General features: G+C 72.0%; 22 protein-coding genes. 5 read left to right on the top strand and 17 right to left on the bottom strand.

Features of this window, described 5'->3' with window-relative positions; translation table 11 throughout:
- Positions 1-149 precede the first annotated feature (149 nt).
- The 6 genes from EAO76_RS28850 to EAO76_RS28825 all read right to left on the bottom strand — a co-directional run bounded on the left by EAO76_RS28850 (position 150) and on the right by EAO76_RS28825 (position 7,602).
- A complete protein-coding gene (locus EAO76_RS28850; RefSeq protein WP_148838842.1) occupies positions 150-548 on the bottom strand; it encodes a cytidine deaminase in 399 nt (132 codons plus the stop codon).
- Positions 545-1,810, bottom strand: a complete 1,266-nt coding sequence (locus tag EAO76_RS28845; RefSeq protein ID WP_148838841.1) for an ABC transporter permease — start codon at positions 1,808-1,810, stop codon at positions 545-547. The genes EAO76_RS28850 and EAO76_RS28845 overlap by 4 nt, the downstream gene beginning before the upstream one ends.
- The gene (locus EAO76_RS28840) at positions 1,807-2,925 is read right to left on the bottom strand and encodes an ABC transporter permease (protein WP_148838840.1); all 1,119 of its coding nucleotides are present in this window, start codon (positions 2,923-2,925) and stop codon (positions 1,807-1,809) included. Before EAO76_RS28840 ends, EAO76_RS28845 begins: the two co-directional genes overlap by 4 nt.
- Positions 2,922-4,505 carry an ABC transporter ATP-binding protein gene (locus tag EAO76_RS28835; RefSeq protein ID WP_148838839.1) on the bottom strand — a complete coding sequence of 528 codons (1,584 nt, stop codon included), beginning with the start codon at positions 4,503-4,505 and terminating at the stop codon, positions 2,922-2,924. The genes EAO76_RS28840 and EAO76_RS28835 overlap by 4 nt, the downstream gene beginning before the upstream one ends.
- 373 nt (positions 4,506-4,878) lie before the next feature.
- Positions 4,879-5,928: a BMP family protein gene (locus EAO76_RS28830; RefSeq protein WP_148838838.1), complete on the bottom strand. Its 1,050-nt coding sequence runs from the start codon at positions 5,926-5,928 to the stop codon at positions 4,879-4,881.
- 444 nt (positions 5,929-6,372) lie between these two features.
- Positions 6,373-7,602 carry an amidohydrolase gene (locus tag EAO76_RS28825; protein WP_148840362.1) on the bottom strand — a complete coding sequence of 410 codons (1,230 nt, stop codon included), beginning with the start codon at positions 7,600-7,602 and terminating at the stop codon, positions 6,373-6,375.
- A gap of 530 nt (positions 7,603-8,132) precedes the next feature.
- Between EAO76_RS28825 and EAO76_RS28820 the strand changes: the two genes are divergently transcribed.
- Complete coding sequence (locus EAO76_RS28820) at positions 8,133-9,134, top strand: helix-turn-helix domain-containing protein (protein WP_148838837.1); 1,002 nt, start codon at positions 8,133-8,135, stop codon at positions 9,132-9,134.
- A gap of 136 nt (positions 9,135-9,270) precedes the next feature.
- Positions 9,271-9,654 (top strand): peptidase inhibitor family I36 protein, encoded by a 384-nt coding sequence (locus EAO76_RS28815; protein ID WP_148838836.1) that lies wholly within the window; start codon positions 9,271-9,273, stop codon positions 9,652-9,654.
- Between the two features lie 144 nt (positions 9,655-9,798).
- Here the strand turns inward: EAO76_RS28815 and EAO76_RS28810 are convergent, their stop codons facing one another.
- The 4 genes from EAO76_RS28810 to EAO76_RS28795 form a co-directional block, all read right to left on the bottom strand.
- Positions 9,799-10,854 (bottom strand): hypothetical protein, encoded by a 1,056-nt coding sequence (locus tag EAO76_RS28810; RefSeq protein ID WP_148838835.1) that lies wholly within the window; start codon positions 10,852-10,854, stop codon positions 9,799-9,801.
- An 11-nt stretch (positions 10,855-10,865) separates the two neighbouring features.
- Positions 10,866-11,798, bottom strand: coding sequence for an N-acetylneuraminate synthase family protein (locus EAO76_RS28805; RefSeq protein ID WP_148838834.1), 933 nt, complete (start codon positions 11,796-11,798; stop codon positions 10,866-10,868).
- Positions 11,799-11,858: 60 nt separating this feature from the next.
- The gene (locus tag EAO76_RS28800; RefSeq protein ID WP_148838833.1) at positions 11,859-13,085 is read right to left on the bottom strand and encodes an acylneuraminate cytidylyltransferase; all 1,227 of its coding nucleotides are present in this window, start codon (positions 13,083-13,085) and stop codon (positions 11,859-11,861) included.
- 68 nt (positions 13,086-13,153) lie between these two features.
- The gene (locus tag EAO76_RS28795; RefSeq protein WP_148838832.1) at positions 13,154-14,503 is read right to left on the bottom strand and encodes a DUF6716 putative glycosyltransferase; all 1,350 of its coding nucleotides are present in this window, start codon (positions 14,501-14,503) and stop codon (positions 13,154-13,156) included.
- Between the two features lie 208 nt (positions 14,504-14,711).
- Here EAO76_RS28795 and EAO76_RS28790 point away from each other — a divergent pair, with 208 nt between their 5' ends.
- Complete coding sequence (locus tag EAO76_RS28790; RefSeq protein WP_148838831.1) at positions 14,712-15,692, top strand: glycosyltransferase family 2 protein; 981 nt, start codon at positions 14,712-14,714, stop codon at positions 15,690-15,692.
- Positions 15,689-17,005: a polysialyltransferase family glycosyltransferase gene (locus EAO76_RS28785; RefSeq protein ID WP_148838830.1), complete on the top strand. Its 1,317-nt coding sequence runs from the start codon at positions 15,689-15,691 to the stop codon at positions 17,003-17,005. Before EAO76_RS28790 ends, EAO76_RS28785 begins: the two co-directional genes overlap by 4 nt.
- 50 nt (positions 17,006-17,055) lie before the next feature.
- Here the strand turns inward: EAO76_RS28785 and EAO76_RS28780 are convergent, their stop codons facing one another.
- The 4 genes from EAO76_RS28780 to EAO76_RS28765 form a co-directional block, all read right to left on the bottom strand.
- Positions 17,056-18,189 (bottom strand): acyltransferase, encoded by a 1,134-nt coding sequence (locus EAO76_RS28780; protein WP_148838829.1) that lies wholly within the window; start codon positions 18,187-18,189, stop codon positions 17,056-17,058.
- A complete protein-coding gene (locus tag EAO76_RS28775) occupies positions 18,186-19,529 on the bottom strand; it encodes a polysialyltransferase family glycosyltransferase (RefSeq protein WP_148838828.1) in 1,344 nt (447 codons plus the stop codon). The genes EAO76_RS28780 and EAO76_RS28775 overlap by 4 nt, the downstream gene beginning before the upstream one ends.
- Before the next feature lie 2 nt (positions 19,530-19,531).
- Complete coding sequence (locus tag EAO76_RS28770; RefSeq protein ID WP_148838827.1) at positions 19,532-20,497, bottom strand: glycosyltransferase family 2 protein; 966 nt, start codon at positions 20,495-20,497, stop codon at positions 19,532-19,534.
- 313 nt (positions 20,498-20,810) lie between these two features.
- Positions 20,811-21,455, bottom strand: coding sequence for a TetR/AcrR family transcriptional regulator C-terminal domain-containing protein (locus EAO76_RS28765; RefSeq protein WP_148838826.1), 645 nt, complete (start codon positions 21,453-21,455; stop codon positions 20,811-20,813).
- Between the two features lie 38 nt (positions 21,456-21,493).
- On the opposite strand from EAO76_RS28765, the gene EAO76_RS28760 reads away from it, so the two are divergent.
- Positions 21,494-22,954: an FAD-dependent monooxygenase gene (locus tag EAO76_RS28760; RefSeq protein WP_148838825.1), complete on the top strand. Its 1,461-nt coding sequence runs from the start codon at positions 21,494-21,496 to the stop codon at positions 22,952-22,954.
- 32 nt (positions 22,955-22,986) lie between these two features.
- Here EAO76_RS28760 and leuE read toward each other — a convergent pair whose 3' ends face one another.
- The 3 genes from leuE to EAO76_RS28745 all read right to left on the bottom strand — a co-directional run bounded on the left by leuE (position 22,987) and on the right by EAO76_RS28745 (position 26,019).
- Positions 22,987-23,652 (bottom strand): leucine efflux protein LeuE, encoded by a 666-nt coding sequence (leuE, locus tag EAO76_RS28755; protein WP_148838824.1) that lies wholly within the window; start codon positions 23,650-23,652, stop codon positions 22,987-22,989.
- Between the two features lie 83 nt (positions 23,653-23,735).
- Positions 23,736-24,347: a Uma2 family endonuclease gene (locus EAO76_RS28750; protein ID WP_148838823.1), complete on the bottom strand. Its 612-nt coding sequence runs from the start codon at positions 24,345-24,347 to the stop codon at positions 23,736-23,738.
- 91 nt (positions 24,348-24,438) lie between these two features.
- Positions 24,439-26,019 (bottom strand): methylmalonyl-CoA mutase, encoded by a 1,581-nt coding sequence (locus EAO76_RS28745; RefSeq protein ID WP_148838822.1) that lies wholly within the window; start codon positions 26,017-26,019, stop codon positions 24,439-24,441.
- Between the last annotated feature and the right edge of the window lie 307 nt (positions 26,020-26,326).

The following is a 26,326-nucleotide window of genomic DNA, read 5'->3' as shown; positions in this document are numbered from 1 at the left end:
TACGCGCATAGAGGGTGGAGATGGGAGTGGCCCTCCCGACGGGCGGGAGGGCCACGGTGATCCGGGAGGGCCGCGGTGGTCCGGGGCCATGGTGGTCCGGGGCCGCAGTGGTCGCGATGCGGACGTCCGCCGCCCCGGGTGCCCGGTTTCTACTTCAGGTGCCCCGGACCGAACGCCTGCGGCAGCATCTCGTCGAGCGTGCGCAGTCCGTCCGGTGTCTCCAGGACCAGTTCCGGGCCGCCGAACTCGTACAGCAGCTGCCGGCACCTGCCGCACGGCACCAGGATCTCGCCGGCCCCGTCCACGCAGGTGAAGTGGGTCAGCCGGCCGCCGCCGGTGGCGTGCAGCTCGGAGACCAGGCCGCACTCGGCGCACAGCCCGATCCCGTACGAGGCGTTCTCGACGTTGCAGCCGGAGACCGTGCGGCCGTCGTCGACCCGGGCCGCGGCGCCGACCGGGTAGTGCGAGTACGGCACGTACGCGCGCGTCATCGCGGCCCGTGCGGCGCCGCGCAGCGCCGCCCAGTCGACCTCCGCGGCGGCCGTCACTTGCCCTGGCCCTTCCGGTAGACGAGACCGTCCGCCTTTGGCATGCGCAGCCGTTGCGCGGAGAGCGAGAGGACCAGCAGCGTCGTGACGTAGGGGGCCGCGTCGACGAACTGGCTCGGCACCTGGTCGGTCAGCGCGTACCAGGTGAAGAGCAGCCCGGAGACCGCTGCCGAGACCACCGCCGCCACGTACTTCTTCCGGTACAGCTGCCAGATCAGCACGGCCACCAGCAGGATCGCGAGCAGCAGGAGCATCGCGTGCACGTTCTCGGCACCGCCGCGCAGCTTGAGGCTGTCGGTGAAGCCGAACAGGCCCGCGCCGAGCGCCATCCCGCCCGGCATCCAGTTGCCGAAGATCATCGCGGCGAGACCGATGTAGCCGCGGCCGCCGGTCTGGCTCTCCTGGTAGATGCCGGTGGAGACGATCGCCAGGAAGGCGCCGGCGAGACCGGCGAGACCGCCGGAGACGACGACGGCGATGTACTTGTACTTGTAGACGTTGACACCGAGCGACTCGGCGGCGACCGGGCTCTCGCCGCAGGAACGCAGCCGCAGCCCGAACGACGTGCGCCACAGCACCCACCAGGTGCCGGGGATCAGCAGCAGCGCGACGACGGTCAGCCAGGACAGGTTGGTGACCAGGCCGCCGATGACCCCGGCGATGTCCGAGACGAGGAACCAGTGCTTCTGCTGGATGTCCAGGAGCCAGTCCGACAGTCCGGGGATGGTGATGCGGTCGATCGCCTCGATCCGCGGGGACTGCTTGGACGAGCCGCCCTCGACGCCGTCGAAGGCGTAGTTGGAGAGGTAGCGGGTCACGCCGACCGCGAGGATGTTGATGGCCACACCGGAGACGATGTGGTTCACCCCGAAGGTGACGGTGATGATCGCGTGCAGCAGGCCGCCGAGGGCGCCGCCGATGATGCCGAACAGGACGCCCACCCACGGGCCCCACTGGAACCCGGCCCAGGCACCGAACCAGGTGCCCAGGATCATCATGCCTTCGAGACCGATGTTGACGACGCCCGCCCGCTCGGCCCACAGACCGCCGAGTCCGGCGAGGCCGATCGGTACCGCCAGTTCGAGCGCGCCCGCGACCTGCCCGACGGACGTCACGTCGTTGGCGCCGCTGATCAGGCGGACGAGCGAGACCAGTGCGAGACCGCCCGCGATGATCAGCAGGATGACGGGCAGGGTGAGCTTGCGGCGGCCGCCGCCCTTCTTGGGGGCGACGCTCGCGGCGGAAACCTGGGTTGCGCTCACAGTGCGGCCTCCTTCTCGGTCTTGAGGGCATGGCCGGCGGCGAGTTCCTCGCCGACCTTCTGCTGCTGGCGGCGGGTTCCGTAACGGCGCACGAGTTCGTAGCTGACGACGACCGAGATCACGATCAGCCCCTGCATGATCGTGGCGATCTCCTTCTCGTACCCGAACTGGTCGAGCGAGGCGGACGCCTTGTCCAGGAAGGCGATCAGCAGGGCGCTGAAGGCGATGCCGACCGGGTTGTTCCGGCCGAGCAGGGCGATGGTGATGCCGGTGAAGCCGATCCCGGTCGGGAAGTCGAGGCTGTAGGTGTGCGAGTCGCCCAGGAGCGTCGGCATGCCCGCGAGACCGGCGACGGCGCCGGAGATCAGCATCGAGGTGAGGATCATCTTCTTGGCGTCCACGCCGGAGGCCTGGGCGGCGCTCTCGCTCTCACCCGTGGCCCGCAGGTCGAAGCCGAAGCGGGTGCGGTTCAGGACGAACCAGTAGATGATGCCGCAGGCGGCCGCGACGAAGGTGAATCCGTAGATCTCCCCCGCCTCCTCGCCCATGGACAGACCGGGGAACCAGGCGGACTCCGGGAGGTCGCCGGTGGTCAGGTTGTTGGAGCCGGCGGGCTGCACACCGAAGTTCTTCGGCAGGATCAGCCAGGCGATCAGCGCGGTCGCGATGGAGTTGAGCATGATCGTCGAGACGACCTCGCTCACTCCCCGGGTGGTCTTGAGGAAGCCGGCGATGCCCGCCCAGAAGGCGCCGACCAGCATCGCGACGATCACGATCAGCGCGATCTGCAGCGGTCCGGGCAGGTCGACGCTCGCGCCGACCAGCGCGGCCATCATCGCGGCGAGCCGGTACTGGCCGTCGACACCGATGTTGAAGAGGTTCATCCGGAAGCCGACGGCGACCGCGAGGGCGGCGAGGTAGTACGTACCCGCCTGGTTGATGATCAGCACCTGCACGTCGACGTACGCCGCCGAGTCGAGCATCAGCCGGTACGGCTCGAACGGGTTCTTGCCCGAGGCGAGCAGCACCGCGGTGGTGAGCACGAAGGCGACGACCAGGGCGAGAACGGGGCCGGCGAAGCCCAGGATCAGCCGGTCCTTGTCGAATTTCTTCATCGGTCCTCGTCCTCCGGTGCTGCCTCGAGATGACCGGTGGCGGCGCCGGTCATGGCCGAGCCCAGTTCCTCCGGGGTGATGGTGCCGGGGTCGGCGTCGGCGACCAGCCGACCGCGGTACATGACGCGCAGGGTGTCGGAGAGCCCGATCAGCTCGTCCAGGTCCGCCGAGATGAGCAGGACGGCGAGGCCCTCCCGGCGCGCCTCCCGGATCTGGTCCCAGATCTGCGCCTGCGCGCCGACGTCCACACCGCGGGTGGGGTGGGCGGCGATCAGGAGCTTCGGGTCGTGGCTCATCTCCCGGCCGACGATCAGCTTCTGCTGGTTGCCGCCGGAGAGGGAGGCCGCGGTGACCTCGATGCCGGGGGTGCGGACGTCGTACTCGCGCACGATCCGCTCGGTGTCGGCGCGGGCCGCCTTGATGTCCAGCAGTCCGTGCCGGCTGTTGGGCCGCTCCGTGACGTGGCCGAGGATACGGTTCTCCCAGAGGGGCGCCTCCAGCAGCATGCCGTGCCGGTGGCGGTCCTCCGGGATGTAGCCGATGCCGCTCTCGCGCCGCTTGCGCGTGGGGATGTGGGAGATGTCCCGGCCGTCGAGGGTGATCACACCGCCGTCGGGGTTCCGCATGCCGATCAGTGCCTCGATCAGCTCGGTCTGGCCGTTGCCCTCCACACCGGCGATGCCCAGGACCTCGCCCTTGCGGATGGTGAGGTCGATGCCGGCCAGCACGTCGCGCACCACGCCGTCCGGGTCGGTCGCGGTGAGCGCGAGGTTCTCGACGCGCAGCATCGGAACGTCCGTCACCGTGGACTCACGGGTCTCGGGTGAGGGCAGCTCGCTGCCGACCATCAGCTCGGCGAGCTGCTTGGTGGTGGTGTTGGCCGGGTCCGCGGTGCCGACCGTCGTGCCGCGGCGGATCACCGTGATGTCGTCGGCGACCGACAGGACCTCGCCCAGCTTGTGCGAGATGAAGATGACGGTCAGGCCCTCGGCCTTGAGCTCGCGCAGGTTGTCGAAGAGCGCGTCGACCTCCTGCGGCACGAGCACGGCGGTCGGCTCGTCCAGGATCAGGATGCGCGCGCCGCGGTAGAGGACCTTGAGGATCTCCACGCGCTGGCGGTCGGCGACGCCGAGGTCCTCGACGAGGGCGTCGGGCCGGACCCCCAGACCGTACGCGTCCGAGATCTCCATGATCTTCTTGCGGGCCGCGGAGCCGATGCCGTGCAGCTTCTCGCCGCCGAGAACCACGTTCTCCAGGACGGTGAAGTTGTCGGCGAGCATGAAGTGCTGGTGCACCATGCCGATGCCGCAGCCGATGGCATCGGCCGGGCTGCCGAACGTCACCTCGGTCCCGTCGACCGTGATGGTGCCCTCGTCCGGCTTCTGCATGCCGTAGAGGATCTTCATCAGGGTCGACTTGCCGGCACCGTTCTCACCGACGAGGGCGTGAACCGTGCCCTTGCGGATGGTGATGTCGATGTCCCGGTTGGCGACGACGCCGGGGAAGCGTTTGGTGATGCCGTGCAGTTCTACGGCAGGGGGGCTGGACGCGTTGATGACGCACTCTCCTTGGCCGGACAGGAGCGGGGCGGAGGGGCAGGGGCGGGGTGAAGTTATCGCGCCGGAGGGCTGTCTACACGCGTAGCGCTGCCGAATCGTAAGACGCCTGTGCTCAACACGTCGAAAGACCGGGGTCGTGCCTCTGTGCTGGGAAGACGCTGTGACGGGCGGAACTTCTTCGGGACTGCTTCAGGACTTCTTCGGTACCGCTTCGGGGACTGCTCCGGGACCGCTTCGAGGGCTGTTCCGAGGCTGCTCCGGGAACCCCTTTCAGGACCTCTTCGAGGACCTTTCCAGGACTTCTCCGGGGAACTCCTCCGCGGAACGCCCCCCGAGCCCGGAGCGGCGGTGTGCGCGCTCCGGGCCCGGGGAAGCAGCCGTACGGCGGTCGCCGTTACGGGGTGGTCTTGACGGTGACCTTGCCGTCGATGATGTCCTTCTTCGCCTTGTCCACGGCGGCGATGACGTCGGTCATCTTGGTGAAGGCCGGGTTGGAGTCGGCCAGGCCGACGCCGTCCTTGTCCAGGCCGTAGCGGATCTCACCGGACTGCGGCTTGCCGTCCTTGACCGACTTGATCAGGTTGTAGACGGAGTCCGCGACGTCCTTGGTGACCGAGGTCAGGATCTGGTCCTTGTAGGCGGCCAGGCCCTTCTGGTTGTACTGGTCGGAGTCGACGCCGATGGCCCACTTGCCCGCCTTGGCGGTGGCCTCGATGGAGCCGGAGCCGGCCAGACCGGCCGCCGCGTAGATGACGTCGGCCTTCTTGTCGAGCTGCCCCTGGGCGGCGGCCTTGCCGAGGTCGGGCTTGGAGAAGCCGTCGAAGTTCGGCGGCTGGGTCAGGTACTGCGACAGGACCTTCACCGACGAGTCGGTGTCCTTCACGCCCTGCTCGAAGCCGGCCTGGAACTTCTTGATCAGCGGGGTCTCGACACCGCCGATGAAGCCGACCGTCTTGGACTTGGTCACCTTGGCCGCCGCGACACCGGCGAGGTAGGAGCCCTGCTCCTCGTTGAAGACCATGTTGGCGATGTTCTTGTCGGTCACCGAGGCGTCGTCGATGATGCCGAAGGTGGTCTTCGGGAACTTCGCCGCGACCTTCTTGATGGCGGGCGCGTACGCGAAGCCGACACCGATCACCGGGTTGTTGCCGGCGCGGGCCAGCGTGGTGAGGCGCTGCACCTTGTCGGCGTCCGCCTCGCCGTCCGACGGCTCGGCCTCGGTGCCCTTGAAGCCGAGTTCCTTCTCGGCCTTGGCCAGACCGGCGTAGGCGGCGTCGTTGAACGACTGGTCGCCGCGACCGCCGACGTCGTACGCGATGGCCGTCTTGGCTTCCTTGGAGTCGGAACCAGCATCCGACGACGTCTTACTGCCACAGGCCGTGGCGCTGAGTGCGAGCGCCGCGGACGCGAGGCCCACGGTGGCAATCCGGGTGATCCGGCGCAAGGGAAGGCTCCTTCAAACCTGACCGAAGCGCCTCTTCCGGCGCTGGTTTCGCCGCGATCGTAACGCGCGTAGATGTCAGATAAAGCCCCGTACGGAAGCCGTTATCGGATCGTCGCGAACGAGAGGTGACCGACCCGATTACGGGTGGTTGCCATCGGGCGACACGGAGGAAGCGAACGGTCCGGGAACACGGTACCCGCCGCGCGGCGGGGGCTGTTCGGGCGGTCGGGAAACGGGGGCGGGGTTGTGCGCCTTCCGCCCGTTCCCACCACGTTCCCGCCACTTCTTCCGCCCGTTCCCGTGACGGCTTTCGGCCGCTTCCGCCCCGCCCGCCACGTCCGTCCAGGCACCGCCGCTGTTCGGTCGCCGCTCCCGGTCGGTCGCCGTTCCGGGCCGGTCGCCGTTCCAGGTCAGTCGCCGTTCCAGGCCGGTCGCCGTTCCGGGTCAGTCGTCGCGGCCGTCCAGGAGTGCCGAGGCGGTGAACAGCTCGACGGCCACCGTGATCGCCTCCTCGTCCGCGTCGAAGTCGCCGCGGTGCAGGTCGAGGCGGGCGGTGTCGCCGGGGGTGCGGACGCCGAGGCGTGCCATGGCGCCGGGGACGTGCTCCAGGTACCAGGAGAAGTCCTCGCCGCCGAGGCTCTGCTCGGTGCTCTCGATCGACTGCGGTCCGCGGCGGGCGGTCATCGCCCCGGCGAGCAGGTCGATCACGGCGGCGTCGTTCACGACGGGCGGGACGCCCTGGACGTAGTCGATCACCGTCTTGGCGCCGTGCAGCCCGGCCACCTCGTCGATCGCGGCGTGCACCAGGTCCGGCGCCTCCCGCCAGGCCGCCAGGTCCAGGCAGCGGACGGTGCCCGACAGCTCGGCGTGCTGCGGGATCACGTTGCAGGCGTGGCCGGCCTCCAGCCGCCCCCAGGTCACGGCGAGGCCGGAGCGGGCGTCGACCCGGCGGGCCAGCAGCGCGGGCACCTCGGTGGCCACCTTGGCGGCGGCGGTGACCAGGTCGGTGGTGAGATGCGGGCGGGCGGTGTGGCCGCCCGGTCCGTCGAGGGAGACCTCCAGCCGGTCGCAGGCCGAGGTGATCGCCCCGACCCGCAGGCCGATCCGGCCCACGTCCACCTTCGGGTCGCAGTGCACCCCGATGATCCGCCCGACGCCCTCCAGCGCCCCGGACAGGATCGTCTCGGGCGCCCCGCCGGGCAGCACCTCCTCGGCCGGCTGGAAGATCAGCCGCACCGGGTTCGGGAGCAGCCCCCGCCGGTCGAGGTCGGCGAGCACGAGGCCGGCGCCGAGGACCGCGGTGGTGTGGACGTCGTGCCCGCAGGCGTGCGCCCGGTCGGGGACGGTGGAGCGGTACGGGACGCCGGTCTTGGTGTCCGGAATGGGCAGGGCGTCGATGTCGGCGCGCAGGGCGAGGACGGGCGGGGTGGAGTCGTCCCGCGTGCCCACGTCGCAGATGAGTCCGGTTCCGGTGGAGAGCACCCGGGGCCGCAGGCCGGCCTTCTCCAGCCGGGCCTTGATGGCCGCGGTGGTGCGGAACTCCTGGTTGCCGAGCTCGGGGTGCATGTGCAGATCGCGTCGGAAGGCGATCAGTTCGGCACGCAGGTCCTCGGGCAGGGTGCCGGGAAGCTGTTCGTCGTGAGGCGTCGGCTCGGCGTCGGAATCGCGGGACATCAACTGGTTCACCTGGCGAAGGGTACGGCCCTTCCCCCTTCAACTGACCATGAAACAAGAAAAGTTCAGCCACATAGACGAACAAAAGATGGTGTGACGGCGAGTGATGAGGCGGACGGATGGGTAAGCTGCCCCGCCACTTCGGGGGTACGGCCCGCGGGACCAGGGCGTTCCGGCACGTCCACCGGGGTCGCGGCCCTCGACGGGAGCCCGGTACCGGCCGAACACCCGGACGACACACCGACCGGAACACCACTGTCGAGATCGACCGAAAACCACCGCTTTCCGCTTCCCGTGCCCGGCGGCACCTTGCGGCCGGCGGAGCGGGGCGGGGCCCCACCTGGTGCGGAGCCGTGGCCCTCGGAACCCTGGGAGGGCGCCGGCACGGTAAGGAATCCGCCACTCCCCCGGCCCGGCCGGAGCCCACCGTCTTTACCCCCCTTTGACTCGGCGACGAGCGGTGGGATCTTCTTCGTACGGCCGCCTCGCCAGGGGGGAGAGGACCCGGCCCGCATCTCGGGGGACGCCGCATGCTGCGTATTCACTTCACCACCGAAGATCTGACCCGCATCCGGATCGCGAGAACGCCCGACCCGCTGTGGGAGACCGCCTTCAGCCTCCACCGGCTCCAGAGCACCCGGGGACGCTGGGCCTTCGCCGAGTGGCACCGCACCGCCCGGCTGAAACTGATCGGTACACCGCTCGGCACCGCCGTCCGCAAGGTCCTGTTCCAGGTCGTGCCCAGGGCCCGCTACTTCCCGGACTTCCTCACCCCGCCCGAGGCCGAAGATGGACTGGACGCCGGCTGCACGGCGATCCTCGACACTCCGCCGGACCGGGTCCGGCGGGAGGTGGAGACCCTCGCCAGGGTCGTCGGGGCTCCCGCCTGGGCGGCCCGGCTGACGGAACGGCGGTCGCGGGAGGAACTGGTGAGCACTCTGCGCGCGTACCACTCCGCCGTGATCGCCCCGCACCACGACCGCGTCCGGGCGAGGATCGACGGCGAGCGGGCAGTACTCGGCCGGTCCGTCCTCGACGACGGCCTGGACGGGCTGCTGGCCGGACTGAAGCCGGGCATGCACTGGCGGCCCCCGGTGCTGGAGGTCGACTACGCGGAGGACCGCGACATGCACCTGGACGGCCGCGGGCTGCGCCTGGTCCCTTCGTACTTCTGCTGGCATCGGGCGGTCGCCTTCGCCGACCCGGCGCTCGAACCGACGCTGCTGTACCCGCTGCACCGCGACGGGGCCCCCGAGCCCGAACCCCCCGGCGCCGCCTCGCTCGGCGCGCTGCTCGGCCGGACCCGCGCCGCCGCCCTGCGCGCCGCCCGGCTGGGCGCCACCACCTCGGAGTTGGCCCGCGCGCTGGGCGTCTCCCCGGCCACCGCCACCCACCACACCTCCGTACTGCGCGAGGCGGGGCTGATCAGCAGCCGCCGGTACGCGAACACGGTCCTGCACACGGTGACCCCGACCGGAGCGGCACTGCTGCGACCGCGACCGCCGCGCCGAGTCCCTCCGGCCGCCCTGTGAGCTGCGTCTTTGGAGCAGCGTCGAATGTCCTGTCGGGGCCACGCCCGTCCGCGTCATCGTGGTTCCACGACAACGGACCGCCCGCCCGGGGGGAATGCCGGGGCGGGGGAAGCGGTCCGGACGAAGGGGGTAACTCATGCGCATGACCAGGAAGTTCGCCGCCGTCGCCAGTGGCATCGCGCTGACCGGGGGCCTGCTGGTCACAAGCGCGGGAACCGTCGGCGCGACGGAGGTCACGCCGACCGCGGCATCGGACTGCCCGTCGGGCTGGTACTGCGTCTGGTCCGGGGAGAACTACACCGGCAGGATGCAGAAGGTGGAGGGGAACAACGCGAACCTGACCCAGTTCGCCGTCTTCCAGGGCTTCAAGTCCCGCTACCAGCACGGCAAGAACTGCGACTTCAAGTGGTACTCGGGGACGAACTACACGGGCAGCAGCGGCATCATCAAGCGGGGCTCCAAGTTGACCGGGTCCACCACCCACTTCATCAAGTCCAACAAGTGGGTCAACTGCGTCTGATCCGGTACCCCCGGACCGACGGGGCGGTGGCATCAGCTGCCGGCCGGAACCTCGGCCGGAATGTCGAGGAAGGAACGAGCGAGCACACCGGTCCGTTCCGGGCGGCGTCGGCTCCCGGCGGCCGAAGGCCATCGGCGTCGGCTCCTACGCCTCCGTCACCGCCGTGGCGCGCCACGGGGCCAGGCGCTGTACGTCGCGGGCGGTTGCCGTGACGCCGCTCAGGAAGCCCTGGGCGCGGGGGGAGGCCGTGTCGCGGAGCCATTCCGGGGCGATGTCGCAGACCGCGACCTTCACCTCGGTGCCGGCCAGGGCGAGGGGCAGGGTGTGGACGACGGTGGAGGGGAAGCTGAGGACCGTGCGGCCGATCGGGCCGCGGCGGGCGATGAGTTCCAGGGGGAGGTCGGGGCGGACGATCTCCAGGCCGGTGAGGGCCTCCAGGGCGTGGAGCTTGTCGGTGGACTCGCGGCGGTGGGCGAAGTAGCGGGTCGCCCCGTGGGTGCGGGACAGGGCGGCGACGGCCTCCAGGTACTGGTCCCGGTCGACCACGCCCGTCTCGACGAGGGAGGTGCCGACCAGGTCCGCGCCCCTGGTGAGGTTCGGCGGGCCGAAGCGGGCGCGGGTCCAGGCGAAGGTGTTGGGGGTGATGGTGACGCCGGGCGGGGCCTCGACCGGCATCGCCGTGAAGACCTCGACCGTGCGGGTGTCGGACGGGACGAAGCGGCTGCGGGCGCGGGCCGTGACCGGGGCCAGGACCAGTTCGCGCGGGCCCGAGCCGCCCTTGCGGTGCCAGCGCACCAGGCGTTCGCCGCGGGCCAGCTGGGCGACGAACTCCATGGTGGCGGTGCCGTCGTCGACCACCGTGAGGCGGCGGGCCCGGACCATGGTGAGCAGGAGCTGCACGTACCGGGAGAACGGGTCGCCGATGACGACGTGGCGGGCCCCGCGGACGAGTCCGGCCAGGTCACGGAGGCTCTTCAAGGGAGCGCTCGCGCCGCCGCGCGCCTCCTGCCAGCGGACGTGGATGCCCTCGTCGCGGGCCAGCTCCGCCATCCGGCGCAGCTGGCCGCGCGACATCGGGTCGACCGGGGGGAGGACGACGACCGTGATGTCCGTCAGGACCCGGTCGTCGCCTCCCTCTGCGTAGGCCCACTCCAGGACGTTCAGGAGCTGGACCGGGCTCTCGACGAAGGCGAGGTTCACCGGTCGGCCCGTCAGACCGCGACCGGCTCGGCGGCCGCGACCGCCTCGCTCTCGGCGACGACGCCCGTGACCCGGCGGAGCTTCTTCATCGGGCCGAGCTCGGACTCGTACACCTTCTTGACGCCGTCGCCGAGCGAGGCCTCGATGGTGCGGATGTCGCGGACCAGGCGGCTGAGGCCCTGCGGCTCGACGGAGGCGGCCTGGTCGGAGCCCCACATGGCGCGGTCCAGGGTGATGTGGCGCTCGACGAACGTGGCGCCGAGGGCGACGGCGGCCAGGGTCGTCTGGAGGCCGGTCTCGTGGCCGCTGTAGCCGATCGGGACGTTGGGGTACTCCTGCTGGAGGGTGTTGATGACCCGCAGGTTCAGCTCCTCGGCCTTGGCCGGGTACGTCGAAGTGGCGTGGCAGAGCAGGATGTTGTCCGAGCCGAGGACCTCCACCGCGTGGCGGATCTGCTTCGGGGTGGACATGCCGGTGGAGAGGATGACCGTGCGGCCGGTGGCGCGCAGCGCGCGCAGCAGCTCGTCGTCGGTGAGCGAGGCCGAGGCGACCTTGTGGGCGGGGACGTCGAACTTCTCCAGGAAGGCGACGGCCTCGGTGTCCCACGGGGAGGCGAACCAGTCGATGCCGCGCCGGGCGCAGTGCTCGGAGATGGCCCGGTACTCGTCCTCGCCGAACTCGACGCGGTGGCGGTAGTCGATGTACGTCATCCGGCCCCAGGGGGTGTCGCGCTCGATGTCCCACTGGTCGCGCGGGGTGCAGATCTCCGGGGTGCGCTTCTGGAACTTGACCGCGTCGCAGCCGGCCTCGGCGGCGATGTCGATCAGGGCGAGGGCGTTGTCGAGGTCGCCGTTGTGGTTGATGCCGATCTCGCCGGTGATGTAGACGGGGCGGCCGGGGCCGGCGGTGCGGGTGCCGAAGGTGCGCAGGCGGGAGGTGCTCATGAGGTGTGTTTCCTTAAGCTCGGGTGGCTCGGATGACGTGGCGGGCTCGGGGACCCGGGATCACTTGGGGGACTTGGCGGTGGTCGTGAGGGTGGGGCCGAGCAGCCATGCCGCGATCTCGCGGATGGCGCCGAAGCCGCCGGGGACGGTCGTGACGGCGCGTGCGGCCGCCCGTACCGAGTCGTGGGCGCTCGCGACGGCGACGGGCCAGCCGGCGAGTGCGAAGCAGGGCAGGTCGTTGACGTCGTTGCCGACGTAGAGGACACGTTCGGGAGCGATGGACTGTTCGTCGCACCACTGCTTGAGCGCGAGGTCCTTGCGGTCGATGCCGTGCAGGACCGGGATGCGGAGCTTGTGGGCGCGGGCCGCGACGACCGGGTTCTGCTCGGTGGACAGGATCAGCAGCGGCAGCCCGGCCCTGCGCAGCGCGGCGATGCCCAGGCCGTCGCCGCGGTGGACGGCGACGATCTCGCGTCCGTCGGCGTCGATGAGGACCCGGTCGTCGGTCTGGGTGCCGTCGAAGTCCAGCACGACGGCGTCGACGTCGTCGAGGGTGGGCAGCGGCGACGGGTCGAGCAGCGGGGCGAGGGCGCGGGCGCGGGCCAGGTCGTGCGGGTCGTCGACCTCCAGGACCCGCGCGGCGTCGGTGCGCACCAGCGCGGTGTGGCCGAAGAAGCGGTGGCGGTGGGTGCGGAAGCCCTCGACGTCCATGGCGTACGCGGTGCCGGTTTCGAGGAGGTCCTCGGGGCGGTCCTGGCGCATCTGGCGTACGGACTTGTCGTGGTTGACGCCGTAGTTGCCCTCCTCGATCGCGCTGCCGTCGCGCCAGAGGAAGCCGTGGAAGGGGGCGACCGTGACCGCCGTGTCGGCGCCGTCGCGGGCGACCGCGGCGGCGACGCCGTCGATGTCCTCCCGTACGACGAAGGGGCTGGTGCACTGGACGAGCAGCACCACGTCGGCCTTCCGGTCGCGCATCGCCTCGTACGCGTCCAGGGCGTGCAGCACCGCGTCCTCGCTGCTGGACCTGTCCCCGGCGATGGCCGCGGGACGCTGGACGATGTGCAGCCGCTCGGGGGCGCCCGTGGTGTCGCCCGCGGCGCGGGCCGCGTCGGCGATGGCCGCGTCGTCGGTCGTCACGACGACGTCCGTGACCTCGCGGGAGGCCAGGCAGGCGCGTACGGCGCGGGCGACCAGCGGTACGCCGCCGACCTGGGCGAGGTTCTTGGCCGGTACGCCCTTGGATCCGCCGCGGGCGGGGATCACGGCGAGCACGGTGGGCGGCGTCATCGCTGCTCCTGGGGTCGGGGTCGGGTCGGAGGGGGCGGGGATCACGGCGAGCACGGTGGGCGGCGGGGTCACAGCTCGCCCATCCGCCGGATGACGGGGGCGACCCGCTGGACGCCCTGCCGGTACGCGCCGCGCGCCGCCTCCCGGACCGCCTCGCGGACCGCTCCGCGCACCCCGCCCGTCTCGCGCGGCCGTTCGGCGCCCGGCAGCGGGTGGCCGTCGGGGGCGAGGTGGTGGCGGGCGAGGATGCCGGGGAGGTAGCCGGGCGCGGTGGCCGGGGTGTAGTAGGGGGCGAGGTCGGGCAGCCGGGGGGCGGCGAGCAGCGCGTCGACGCGGGCGCGGGCGTGGTCGTAGGCGGTGGCGTACGTGCCGTCGGCGGCGACGCCCTGGCCGGCCAGCCACTCCGGGTCGGGCTCGGGGCGCAGCCCGCCGTCGAGGTGGTCCCAGGAGGTGAGCAGTCCGGAGCCGACGAAGTGGTGGTTGCCGAGGGCCTCGCGGACGCCGAGGTCGGTGAGGACCGCGGTCGGGATGCGCCGGTGCAGGGACTCCAGCGCGGCGGTCGAGGAGACCGTGACCAGCAGGTCGGTGCGGTCCAGGACCTCGCCCATGTTCCCGTACGCCAGGCGGAAGTTGGGCGGCGTCCCGCCGGGCAGCCTCTCGGCGAGCCGCTGGTACGGGAGTTCCTCGATGTGCGTGGTGTGCTCGCCGGGCTTGGAGCGCAGCTTCAGCACCACCTCGCGGCCGGGGTGCAGCCGGGCGTGTTCGACGAGCCTGCGCAGCAGGTACGTGCGGTCGGCGCGGGAGGCCGGCACGGACGGCTGGGCGGCGAAGACGACGGTGTCGCGGCCCTTCTCCGGGCGGTGCGGTTCGCCGCCGAGGAACGGCAGGGCGGCCTCCGTGACGGCCGAGGCGTCGGCGCCCACTCCCTCGTACACCGCGCGGAAACGCTCCGCGTCGTGGCGGGAGTTGGCGAGGACGACGTCCGCGCCGTGCCGCAGCAGCAGTCCGTCGGCGAGCTTCTCGTAGACGACGCCGACGTAGCCGGTGACGACGACGGGCCGGGTCGGCAGCCGCAGCGCGGCGAGGCCGTGCAGCATGGCCTGGACGCCGCCGCCGACGAGGGCGAGGACGACCACGTCGTACCCCTCGTCGCGCACCGCGTGCAGGAACTCGACGGCCGTCACCTCGCGCACCCGGTCGGGTCCGATGCCGACGTCGCCGACCTCGGCGAGCTGGCGCGGGGTCGGGGTGGCCCGGCCGCGCAGCAGCAGTCCGCTGATCTCGACGCGCTGCGCCGACGCGTCGGACGCACCGGCGGTGAGGCGGCGCGCGGTGAGCGCGCCCCATTTCCACCGGGTGTCGGAGTCGGCGAGCACGGCTACCCGGAGGGCGGTCGTCTTTTCGGTACGTGGGGGCACGTCCCAGAACTTAGGAAGGCATTTCGATTCGCGGCCCAACGCGACGGCAACAGCTGGTTAACAGCCCGTCGACGATTGGCTAATCGGCCCGGTTCACGCCCCGGAGAACCCGCGCATTCACGCCGGTTCACCATTTCCGCATGCGCCGTTCACCCGCAGTACTTCTCCGGGACAAGGTAAATGCCGAAACCGCCCTTAGCTTGACCGAGTGGTTAAGCTCTCCGTCATCGTGCCGTTCTACAACGTGCGGACATATGCCTCCGACACCCTTCGAAGTCTGCGCGCCAACGCGCGCGAGGACTTCGAGTTCGTCCTCGTCGACGACGCCTCGACCGACGGGACCGCGGACGTCCTGCTCCGGGCGCGGGACGAGATCCCCGGGGTGGTGCTGCGGCGGCACGAACAGAACCAGGGGCTGGCGACCGCCCGCAACACCGGCCTCGACGCGGCGGGCGGCCAGTACGTCACGTTCCTCGACGGGGACGACTGGCTGGCCCCCGGGTACTGCGCCGAACTGGTCGCCGCCATGGACCGGCTGGGGTGCGACTTCCTGCGGACCGACCATGTGCAGTGCCACGCCAGGTCGCGCACCGTGGCCCGGGTGCCGCACGGCCTGCGGGACGTGCCGATGAACCCGCGCGACGCGATCCTCCCGGTCGGGCGCACCACCTCCGTCGACTACCCGTACGCCTGGGCCGGCGTCTACCACCGCCGCCTGGTGGAGCGCGGACTGATCCATTTCACGGACGGGCTGCGCACCGCCGAGGACCGGCCGTGGATCTGGCGGCTGCACCGGGAGGCGGAGTCGTTCGCCGCGGTCGGCCTGCTCGGGGTCTTCTACCGGCGCGGGGTCTCCTCCTCATTGACCCAGATCGGCGACATCCGGCAACTCGATTTCATTCGCGCGTTCGACCAGGTCCTCGACGAGACCGCACGGGATCCGGAGGCCGACGCGCTGCTGCCGAAAGCGGTGCGCACCTATTGCGCACTGATCTCCCACCATTTGGCGACCATTTCGAAATTCGAGCCGGCCGTCGCCCGCGGCCTTCTCGACAGGGGCGCGGCAGCGCTGCACCGCATGCCGCAGGACATTCTGAAAGAGACGATCGACGCCATGGACGCCGACAGGTCCGCCCGGCTGCGACGGCTGCGCCGTCGTCCCTTCGCCGCCGCGAGGGCCGCCGCATGACCACTCAGATCCTCTGTGCCTCCACCCTCTACGGCGCGGCCACCCTGGCCGCGGCCGTCGACACGGGCCTCATCCGGCCCGCGGACCGGCGCATATTGCTGATCAGCAACAACGCCGCCGTCCCCGAGGTCGCGCCGCCGCTCGACGCGATGCCGGGCTTCGAGGCGATCCGGGACCGGTTCGACGAGGTGCTCTCCTGGAACGCGGCGATCGAGCCGTTCCACCCGTCGGGCTGGTCGCCGCGGACCGAGGACGTACCGCTGTGGGAGCGCCATCTGCGCAGGCTGTGGGAACTGGGCGACGACGACGTCGAGTTCGCCGTCGAGTCCATCCAGGTCAACCCGGCCCTCGCCGTCACCGGGATCTTCACGGGCGCGGCCGTGGACGTGTACGCGGACGGGCTGATGAGCTACGGGCCCACCCGGATCAAGCTCGACCCGCTGCTCGGCACGCGGGTGCGCCGGGTCCTCCACCTCGATCTGGTGCCGGGCCTGGAACCCCTGCTGCTCACGGAGTTCGGCGTCGGGGCGGAGACCGTTCCCGACGACGCCTTCCGCGCGGTCCTCGGACAGATCGGGGCGCGCACGCCCGCACCGGAGATCCCGTACGACGCTCCGGCGCTCCTGCTCGGCCAGTACCTCTCGGCGCTGGACATCCTCACCGCCGAGGAGGAAGAGGAGCTGCACCTGCGCATGCTGCGCGGGACCGCCGCGCGCGGGCACCGGCAGATCGTCTTCAAGCCCCATCCGACGGCGCCCGCCCGCTGGTCCCGGCTGCTGGAGGCCGAGGCCGCCCGGCTCGGCGTGGAGTTCACCGTGCTCGACGCGCCGGTGCTCGCGGAGACGCTGTACGAGCGGTTGCGTCCGGTGCTCGTCGTGGGCTGCTTCTCCACCGCGCTGTTCACGGCCCGGCAGCTGTACGGCCTGGACACCGCCCGTACCGGTACGGGGATGCTGCTGGAGAGGCTGACGCCGTATCAGAACAGCAACCGGGTACCGGCGGTCCTCGCCCACACCCTGCTGCCCGAGCTGGAGACGGGGCGCACCCGGACGCCCGGCGACACGGGTCGGCTGGTGGCCGCGATCGGGTTCACGATGCAGCCGCGGATCCACCCGGGGCTGCGGCCGGCCGCCACCGCGTACCTCGCGGACGGCGTCACGCCGGACGAGCAGCGGCTGTTCCCGCGGCGCAGGCTCACGGTGCTCGGGCTCCCCGGCGGTCTGCCCGGCCGGCTCGCCGCCCTCTCCCGCAGACCGGCGGTGCGGCGGGCGGCCCGGAAGGCGCGCCGGCTGGGACGGACCGTACTGCGCTGACCCGGGGCTCCCGGTGTTCCGGGCGGGCGGTCCCGCCCGGAACACCGGGTTCAGCCGAGCACCCTGCTCATCCCCAGCCGTCCCCACAGCAGCGCCGCGCCGAACGACAGCAGCGTGGTCGCCGCCGTCACCGCGACCATCAGCGCGGCGGCCGACGGCAGGGACAGGCCGGTGGAGACGAACAGGTCCGTGAGCACGCCGAGGACCAGGACGTGGACCAGGTAGGCGCCGAACGACGCGTCGGCCAGCCGGGTCAGACGGGGGCGCAGCCCCTCGGGAATCCGCAGCCGGTGCAGGGAGAGCAGCACCCCCGCGCTGAACAGCGCCACCAGCACACTGGCGTACGGGATCGCGTAGTGGACCCGGTACTGGTAGCCGATCACCGCGGCCAGCGCCACCAGCGCGGGCAGGGTCCACAGCAGGCGCTTGCGCCCGGTGGCTCCGGCGGGCAGCGCGAGCAGGAACGCGCCCAGCACCGCGTAGATCAGCTGGTACGGGCCGAAGCCCCAGCCGAAGCGCGGCAGTTCGGTGCCGGTGACCTCGGAGAGGTCGCCGAAGAGGGACGGCGCCGCCGCCAGGACCAGGAGCGCCGCGCCCAGCCCCCACGGCCGCCTGCCCGACCGCACCAGCACCACGAAGGCCAGGAGCATGATCACGGGGATGTAGGCGTACAGGTACCAGAGGTGGTAGGCGGGGCGCACCGAGGCGAGGAGCGAGTCGAGCGCCAGGTCGCCGACCGGGTCGTCGTTGGTGCCGCGCAGCCGCCCCCATGCCAGGTGGAGGGCGGTCCACACGGCGAGCGGCAGCACGATGCGCACGATGCGCCGCCGCAGTTGCGCGCCGTCCTTCGGCGGGGCGCCGACCAGGACGACCCATCCGGCGATGGCGAAGAACAGCGGCACGGCGAACCGGCCGGCCGAGTCCGCCACCAGCCCCGCCCAGTAGGTGCCCGCCCCGCCCGAGGGCTCGCGGCCGACGGCGTTCACGAACGCGGAGCCCGTGTGGCAGAGGATCACGCCGACCGAGCAGAGCAGCCTGATCAGGTCGATGTCGTGGCGGTGCTCGCGGGGCGGGCGCCCGCCCCGCGGATCCGCCGCCACCGGTACGGGCGGAGAGACCGGCGATGCGGACGGCGCGGGCGATGCGGGCGAGGAGGCCGGCGGTACCGGCGGGGAGGCCGTCACACCCGCAGGGTGCTGCGGGTGCGCCGTACCGTGCTGCGCAGCCGGGCCGCGGCGCCCGGGGTGCTGCCGCCGGGCAGGGAGAGCTTGCCGAGCCGCTGGCGCTTGAAGTAGCGCCGGGTGCTGTCGTCCAGCCGCTCCCGCAGCCAGCTCTCCGCCTCGTCGCGCAGCTCCGGGTGGAGTTCGGACTGCATGCAGTAGCCGACCGTGCGGACCAGCGGTCCCAGGGTCGCGGGCGCGGTGCCGGGCAGGGCGGGCACCTCTCCGCCGCCGTGCCGTTCCAGGTCGGGCACGTAGTGGTCGACGATCGTCAGCGGAACGCGGTTGCTGTTCTCGTACGGGGCGATGCGGTCCAGGACCAGGCCGGTGCCGACGCGGGCGACCGGGATGCCGTAGTACACGGCGGCGGTGAGCATGGCGGTCGAGAAGCAGCCGACGACGAGCGTGGGCGCGCACCGCTCGAAGAGGGTCTCCGCCAGCAGGGGCGTGTCCAGCGTGACGAGCCGGACCCCGGCCTCGGCCGCGGCCCGCTCCAGGGCGTCGGAGTAGCGGACGGGGGCGGTGGGGTGGGGCTTGAACAGGACGCGGGTGTGACCGGCCCGGGCGGCCCCGTGCAGCATGCGGATGTGCAGGGCCTCCTCCTCCTCGACGGTCAGGATGTCGAGGGCGGCCAGGTACTGGCCCAGGAGCACGGCGGTGGGGGCCTGCGCGACCGCCCCGGCGAGCTGCCGGTCGCCGTCGGCCGACGCGGCGATCTCGCCCAGGACCTTGCGGAAGGCGTCCTCCGGTACGAGTTCGGTCTCCACGTCGAACTCGGACAGCAGCATGGGCTTCAGGCCGGGCACCAGGTCGAGGTGGAGCACCCGCCGGATGCGGCAGCCCATCGACTGGGGCAGCCTGGTGCGGGTGGGGCCGTAGCTCATGAGGCCGTCCGCGTAGACGTGCAGGGCGCTCTCGGAGAAGATCGCCGCGAGTGCGCGGGCGGGGTCGACCTGGATGGACTCCAGGGCCAGTTCGACGGGTTCCTCGCCCAGTCCCCAGGCGAGCCGCAGCGCGCGCTGCCACAGCACGACGTCGTCGGCGCGCGGCCCCCAGGCGCCGGGGTGGTAGGGGCGGATCGTCTCGTTCCAGCTGATGACGGAGTCGAAACGGGCGGCGATGCGGTCGTAGCCGAGCAGCGCGTCCGGTCCGGCGGCGGTCTCCGGCACCGGGGCGTTGTTGCACACCAGCAGGATGCGGCGGCTGTCCGCCGGCGGTCCGAACTGGCCGGCGTCGAGGGCGGCGGCGAGTGTGGCGGCCCCGTACAGGGTCGAGACCTGGAAGATCTGGGTGCGGGTGGGCATGATCAGGCGGCCTTCTGCTTGTCACGCAGGCGTCGGAGCAAGGTGCTGCGCTTCGTGTCCATCGTCGTCAGGATGTGGTCCAGCACGTGCGGGGGCATGCGGTGCAGCGCGGCGGCCGACTCCTGCCGCAGCCGGCGGGCCGTGGCGGCCTCGTACTCCTCCGCCTTCTCGGTGTGGAAGGCGATCAGCGCGCAGTAGGTGCGGACCGCCTTGGGCAGGAGGAGTTCCGCGTCCCGGTCCTGCTCCAGCTCCGCCAGGAGGGTGTCGTAGGCGGGGAAGAAGTCCAGCTGGCGGGAGTCCTTGATCTGGGTCAGCGAGGTGGTGACCCCGCGCCGGTAGAAGATCCCGTGGAGTCCCAGGACCGCGCAGGAGCGTGCCCGCAGGTGCAGCCGCCAGGTCCACAGCCGGTCCTCGGCGGTGCGCAGCGCCGGGTCGAAGAGCATGTCCCCGTCCTCGAAGAGCCGCCGGTGGTAGAGGCCGGCCCAGACGAAGGGGTAGTCGACCATCGTCTCCATCCCCGGGTACGCGATGCCCTCCCGCGGGTCGGTCGCCCGGTCCCGGATCCGGGCCGGGGCGCGGCGGACCACCCGGCCGGTGCCGGTCGCCTGGACGTGGTCGTGGCGGACGAAGTCGACGCCCAGTTCCTCGGTGGCGCGCAGCAGCCGGTCCAGGTGCCCGGGGGCGTACCAGTCGTCGCCGTCGAGGAAGGTGAGGTACTCCCCGTCCGCCGCCTCGATGCCGCTGTTGCGGGCGGTGGCGATGCCGACGTTCACCTCGTGGCGGATGACCCGGGCCTGCGGGAGTCTCGCGGCCCAGCGGTCGATGACGGCCGGTGTCTCGTCCGTGGAGCAGTCGTCCACCAGCAGGAACTCCACGTCCCCGGCCGCGTTGCGGGCCAGGCTGCCCAGCGTGGTGTCGGCATACGGGGCGACATTGTGGAGCGGTACGACAACGGACAGTTTCGGCACGCCGGCCCTCGCCTTCGGTCTTGTGGCCGCCCAACGTAATCAGGCGTGCCGAGGACGGGGTGGCCGACGGGGCGACGGGTGGTGAACTCTGGACGACGCTCGCGTGACGCGGTGTCGGGGCCGGGCCGACCGGGCCCACGGACCGACCGATACACGCGGGCCGGCCGGTACACGCGGGCCGACCGGCACACGTGGGCCGACGAGGCGCGCGGGCCGGCGAGGCGCGGGCGTCAGCCGGGCGCGGGCCGGCGAGGCGCGGGCGTCAGCCGGGCGCGGGCATCGACGGTGCGCGGGCGTCAGCCGGGCGCGGGCGTCAGGACACCCCGTACCGCGCCTCGATGCCCGCGACGATCAGCCGCAGCCCGTCGTCGAAGCGTTCGTCGTAGTTCGCGAAGATCTCGGCACCGGCCGCCGCGGCGAGCGGGTACGCGGCCATGCGGTCGGCCCGTTCGCCGATGTCGAAGCCGTCCCGCCGTTCGTCCGGCATCGGCAGGACGCCCTGCTCCTCGGTGACGAAGCCCATCGTGTACGAGTAGGCCGTGGTGCTCGCCCGCACCGCCTGCCACAGCTCGAACCCGGCGTCGACCATGGTCCGCAGATGGGCCTCCAGGCCGTCGGCGTGGTCGGTGCCGGTGAACCTGGCGCCGCTGTAGACCTTGGCCCCGTCGCGGTAGCGCAGCAGGGCGGCGCGCAACGCGCTGTTGTACGAGACGAGTTGGTCCTGCCAGCGCTCCGGGACCGGGCTCGGCAGCCCCTCGTCGAGCATCCGGCGGTACATCACGGTGGCCATCTCGTCGAGGAGCGCCTGCTTGTCCTTGAAGTGCCAGTAGAGGGCGGGCGCCTTGACGTCCAGCTCCCTGGCGATGGCGCGCAGGGTGAGGCCGTCGAGGCCCACCTCGTTCAACAGCCGCAGCCCGGTGTCGGCCACCCGGGCCCGGTCGATCTTCGTCGTACCCACCTTGACAATTTAACAGCGTTAAGCCCACACTCCCGACCATGGAACTTAACGGCGTTAAGGAAACGGTGGGCGTGACGGCGCCCGGGCCCGAGGTCGTGGTCGTCGGCGCCGGTCCGTGCGGACTTGCCCTCGCCTGCGACCTGGTCCGGCGCGGTGTGCGCGTCCTGGTCGCCGAGCGGGCGCCGGGCCTCTTCCCCGGCTCGCGCGGCAAGGGCATCCAGCCGCGCACCCGGGAGGTCCTGGACGACCTCGGCGTCGGCGACGCGGTCCGCGAGCACGGCGGCCCGGCCCCGGTGGGGATGGTCTGGAAGGACGGGGAGCGGCTGCGGGAGCACGACATGTTCCGCCGCGCGGCCCCGACCGGGACCGAGCCGTACGGGGAGCCGTGGCTGATGCCGCAGTGGCGCACCCAGGAGATCCTGCTGGCCCGGCTGCGCGAACTGGGCGGCGACGTCGCCTTCTCCACCGCGCTGACCGGCCTCGACCAGGACGCGGACGGCGTCACCGCCCACCTGACCACGGGCCCGGTCCGGGCCGCCTACCTGGTCGCGGCGGACGGCGGGCGCAGCACGGTGCGGCGCGCGCTGGGCATCGCGATGACCGGCGAGGACGTGGACCCGGCGCCGATGCTGGTCGCCGACGTGCGGGTGGCCGAGGACGCGCTGGACCGGCTCAACTGGCACGTGATGCCCGACGGGCAGGGCTTCCTCACGCTCTGCCCGCTGCCCGGCACGGCGGACTTCCAGCTGGTCGCCCGGTTCGAGGAGGGCGAGCCCGACACGTCGCCGGAGGGGGTGCGCGCCCTGGTCGCCGCCCGTACCCACCTGGCGGCACGGGACGTCACCGAGGTCCGCTGGGCCTCCGACTTCCGGCCGCGCGCCGCACTGGCCGACCGGTTCCGCGCGGGCCGGGTCTTCCTGGCGGGCGACGCCGCGCACGTGCACTCCCCCGCGGGCGGCCAGGGGCTGAACACCGGCGTGCAGGACGCGTACAACCTGGGCTGGAAGCTCGGCCAGGTCCTGCGGCACGGGGCGCCGGACGCCCTGCTGGACAGTTACGAGCAGGAGCGCCGCCCGGTCGCCGCCGACGTGCTCGGCCTGTCCACCCGCATCCACCGGGGCGAGCAGGAGCGCGGCGCGGCGGTCCAGCAGCTCGGCCTCGGCTACCGCACCGGCCCGCTGTCGGTGGGCCGGGCCGGGGTCCTGCACTCCGGCGACCGCGCCCCGGACGGCCCGACGGACGGGGGGCGGCGCCTCTTCGACGTCTTCCGCGGCCCGCACTTCACCCTGCTGGCGGTCGGCCCGGACACCGGACCGCCCGTGCTCCCCCTGCCCGACGGCGGCCCGCTCCGGACGCACCGCACCGGCGTCCACGAGGCGTACGGGGAGGGCCTGTTCCTGGTCCGCCCGGACGGCTACATCGGCTGGGCGGGCGAGGACCCCTCGGAGCTGGTGCGATACCTGGCCCGGTTCGGGCTCGCCCCGGTCACGGCCCCCTGAGCCGTGGCGTCACACGTTGCCGAGCCGGAGCGTCACACGCTGCTGAGCGAGAGCTTCGTGGCGAACCCGAGGAACAGCAGCCCGGCCGCCGACGTGGCCCCCGCCGACAGCCGCTTGCGGCGGCGGAACGCGGTGGCCAGCCGGGTGCCGCCGAAGATCAGCATCGACAGGTAGAGGGCGCTGGCGATCTGCAGCAGGGCGCCCAGTACCAGGAAGGACAGCGCGGGATAGGCGTAGTCGGGGTCGACGAACTGGACGAAGAACGACACCAGGAACAGGATCGCCTTCGGGTTGAAGAGGCTGACCACCAGCGCCCGCCGGTACGGCCGCTCCATCGTCGCCGGTGCCGGGGCCCCGTCGCCCTCCCCGGCCGGCTCGGCCGCCTTCCGGTGCCGCTCGCGCCACATGGCGACCGCGGCCCGCAGCATGCCGACGGCCATCCAGGTCAGATAGCCCGCGCCGGCGAACTTGACGACGGTGAACAGCACCGGGTTCGTCCGCAGCAGCGAGGAGACCCCGAGCGCGGACAGCGTCATCAGCACGGTGTCCCCGGTCCACACCCCGGCCGCCGCCACGTACCCGGTCCGCACCCCGCGCCGGGCGGCGACGGACAGCACGTACAGCGAGTTCGGTCCCGGCAGAAGGACGATCAGCACCAGGCCGGCGAGATAGGTCGGAAGATCGGTGACACCCAGCATGAACCGGAGTGTCGCACGCGAGTACGACTCCCTGTCCAGGGGGTTCCAGGGTTCGGGAAACCCCGGGCGGAAGCGGCCCGGGGTCAGTCCTCGTCGCCGTCGAGGAGACGGTCCACGGAGAGCTTCATCTCGACCCCGGCCACTTCCGGCACGGTGAACGAGGTCCCGCGCCCGTGGTGCACCTTGTTCTTGTACTCGCCGCCCCGGGGGTCGGTGCAGAGCAGCACCCGGTCGTGCTTGCGGTCGGCCACCACGTAGACCGGGATGCCCGCCTGGGCGTAGTCCTCGACCTTGGGACCGAGGTCGTCCGCCCAGTTGGTCGAGGTCACCTCCACGACCATGCGGAAGACGTGCGCGGCGTAGCAGTTCTTCATGACGTGGGCGTCCTTGATGTCGGCTTCGACGACCGACAGGTCGGGAATCGCGTAGTCCTCCGGCCCGGAAGGCAGCCACAGCCCAACCCCCTGGACGAGTCTCAGTCCCACGGTACGCGCCCGCGCACCGAACTCCTCGCCGAGCCAGGACAGAGTCAGGGCGTGCGATACGTCCGCCCACGGCGTCGCGATGAGCCTTCCCCGGAGAATCTCCACGCGATACCCGGGCAGTGAACGCGCGAGCCGGTCGGCTGCCCCGCCGGGCGTCGGCCCCGGCCGTTCCCGCTCGTGCGTCTGCTCCTCGTGCTGTGTCACGGCCACGGCATCCCCCCTTCCGGGGACCACTGTTCACGAGCTCATCCACGGCCGCGGGCATTCGGCGAGGGATCACCCGCGCGGGTACCCCGCCGGCTCAGAACGCGTCCGACGGCTCGTACCTCCCCCACACCTCGCGCAGGGCGTCGCAGACCTCGCCCACCGTGGCCCGGGCCCTGAGGGCGTCCTTCATCGGGTACAGGACGTTGTCGGTGCCCCGGGCGGCATCGCGCAGCCGGTCCAGTGCGGCCGCCACGGCGTCCCCGTCGCGCTCGGCGCGCAGCCTCGCCAGGCGGGCGGCCTGTTCGGCCTCGACGGCGGGGTCGACGCGCAGGGGTTCGTAGGGCTCCTCCTCGTCGAGGCGGAAGCGGTTGACGCCGACCACGACCCGTCGGCCCTCCTCGGTCTCCAGCGCGACGCGGTAGGCGGAGCGCTCGATCTCGCTCTTCTGGAAGCCCTGCTCGATCGCGCGCACCGCCCCGCCCATCGCCTCGACCCGCCCCATCAGCTCCAGCACGGCCGTCTCGATGTCGTCGGTCATCCGCTCCACGGCGTACGACCCGGCGAACGGGTCGACGGTCGCGGTCACGTCCGTCTCGTGGGCCAGGACCTGCTGGGTGCGCAGGGCCAGGCGGGCGGACCTGTCGGTGGGCAGGGCGATGGCCTCGTCGTAGGAGTTGGTGTGCAGGGACTGGGTGCCGCCCAGGACCGCGGCCAGGGCCTGGACGGTGACCCGGGCCAGGTTGACCTCGGGCTGCTGCGCGGTGAGCTGGACCCCGGCGGTCTGCGTGTGGAAGCGCAGCATCAGCGACTTGGGGTCCTCCGCCCCGAACTCCTCCCGCATCACCCTCGCCCAGATCCGGCGGGCCGCCCGGAACTTCGCGACCTCCTCCAGGATCGTGGTGCGGGCGACGAAGAAGAACGACAGCCGGGGCGCGAAGTCGTCCACGTCCATGCCCGCCGCCAGGGCCGTGCGCACGTACTCGATGCCGTCGGCCAGGGTGAAGGCGACCTCCTGCACCGGCGTGGCCCCGGCCTCGGCCATGTGGTACCCGGAGACCGAGATCGTGTTCCACCGCGGCAGCTCGTCACGGCAGTACCCGAAGACGTCCGCCGTCAGCCGCAGCGACGGCCCCGGCGGGAAGATGTACGTGCCGCGCGCGACGTACTCCTTGAGCACGTCGTTCTGCACCGTCCCCGTCAGGTCCCGCGCCGCCACCCCCTGCTCCTCGCCCACCAGCTGGTACAGCAGCAACAGCACCGCGGCCGGGGCGTTGATCGTCATCGACGTGGACACCCGGTCCAGCGCGATGGAGTCGAACAGGACCCGCATGTCGTCGATGGAGTCGACCGCCACCCCCACCCTGCCCACCTCCCCCGACGCGACCGGGGCGTCGGAGTCGTACCCCATCTGCGTGGGCAGGTCGAACGCCACCGACAGCCCCGTCGTCCCGTTCGCGATCAGCTGCCGGTAGCGGGCGTTGGACTCCACCGCCGTCCCGAACCCCGCGTACTGCCGCATCGTCCACGCCCGCCCCGTGTACATCGACCCGTACACACCGCGCGTGAACGGATAGCCCCCCGGCACCCCCAGCCGCTCACCGGCATCCCACCCCGCCAGCGCCTCCGGCCCGTACACCGGCTCGACGGGCAGTCCCGACTCCGATTCGCGCGTCATCCTCCGTGCCTCCCGCCGGGGCCGCTCGCCGCAGCCGCTTACCGGTGACCGGTGACCACGGTTCCGGCACCGTTCCCCCATCATGCGCGGGCTTTGGCAACCGGGCAGAGCGGGAATCCGTCTCATGAGTTACCGGACATCCAGGGGGCCGAGATGAGACACCGCAGCACCACCGGAAGCACGGCACGGACAGGGATACCGAACAGGGCGCGGCGGTTCGGGCCGCGGGGCCGGGCGGGGGCGACCGCGGCACTCGCCGTGCTCGCCGTGACCACGGCGGCGGGCTGCCGGGCGGAGGCCACCGGCA

It is taken from the genome of Streptomyces sp. sk2.1, assembly GCF_008120935.1.
Lineage (GTDB): Bacteria > Actinomycetota > Actinomycetes > Streptomycetales > Streptomycetaceae > Streptomyces.
This window is presented reverse-complemented; position numbering and strand designations above follow the sequence as displayed.

Excerpts from the sequence above, each read along its gene's own strand:
- leuE (WP_148838824.1), bottom strand. The coding sequence starts at position 23,652 with ATGCTGGGTGTCACCGATCTTCCGACCTATCTCGCCGGCCTGGTGCTG.
- EAO76_RS28805 (WP_148838834.1), bottom strand. The coding sequence starts at position 11,798 with ATGAGCACCTCCCGCCTGCGCACCTTCGGCACCCGCACCGCCGGCCCC.
- EAO76_RS28815 (WP_148838836.1), top strand. The coding sequence starts at position 9,271 with ATGCGCATGACCAGGAAGTTCGCCGCCGTCGCCAGTGGCATCGCGCTG.
- EAO76_RS28840 (WP_148838840.1), bottom strand. The coding sequence starts at position 2,925 with ATGAAGAAATTCGACAAGGACCGGCTGATCCTGGGCTTCGCCGGCCCC.
- EAO76_RS28785 (WP_148838830.1), top strand. The coding sequence starts at position 15,689 with ATGACCACTCAGATCCTCTGTGCCTCCACCCTCTACGGCGCGGCCACC.
- EAO76_RS28825 (WP_148840362.1), bottom strand. The coding sequence starts at position 7,602 with ATGTCCCGCGATTCCGACGCCGAGCCGACGCCTCACGACGAACAGCTT.
- EAO76_RS28745 (WP_148838822.1), bottom strand. The coding sequence starts at position 26,019 with ATGACGCGCGAATCGGAGTCGGGACTGCCCGTCGAGCCGGTGTACGGG.
- EAO76_RS28800 (WP_148838833.1), bottom strand. The coding sequence starts at position 13,085 with ATGACGCCGCCCACCGTGCTCGCCGTGATCCCCGCCCGCGGCGGATCC.
- EAO76_RS28760 (WP_148838825.1), top strand. The coding sequence starts at position 21,494 with ATGGAACTTAACGGCGTTAAGGAAACGGTGGGCGTGACGGCGCCCGGG.
- EAO76_RS28820 (WP_148838837.1), top strand. The coding sequence starts at position 8,133 with ATGCTGCGTATTCACTTCACCACCGAAGATCTGACCCGCATCCGGATC.
- EAO76_RS28775 (WP_148838828.1), bottom strand. The coding sequence starts at position 19,529 with ATGCCCACCCGCACCCAGATCTTCCAGGTCTCGACCCTGTACGGGGCC.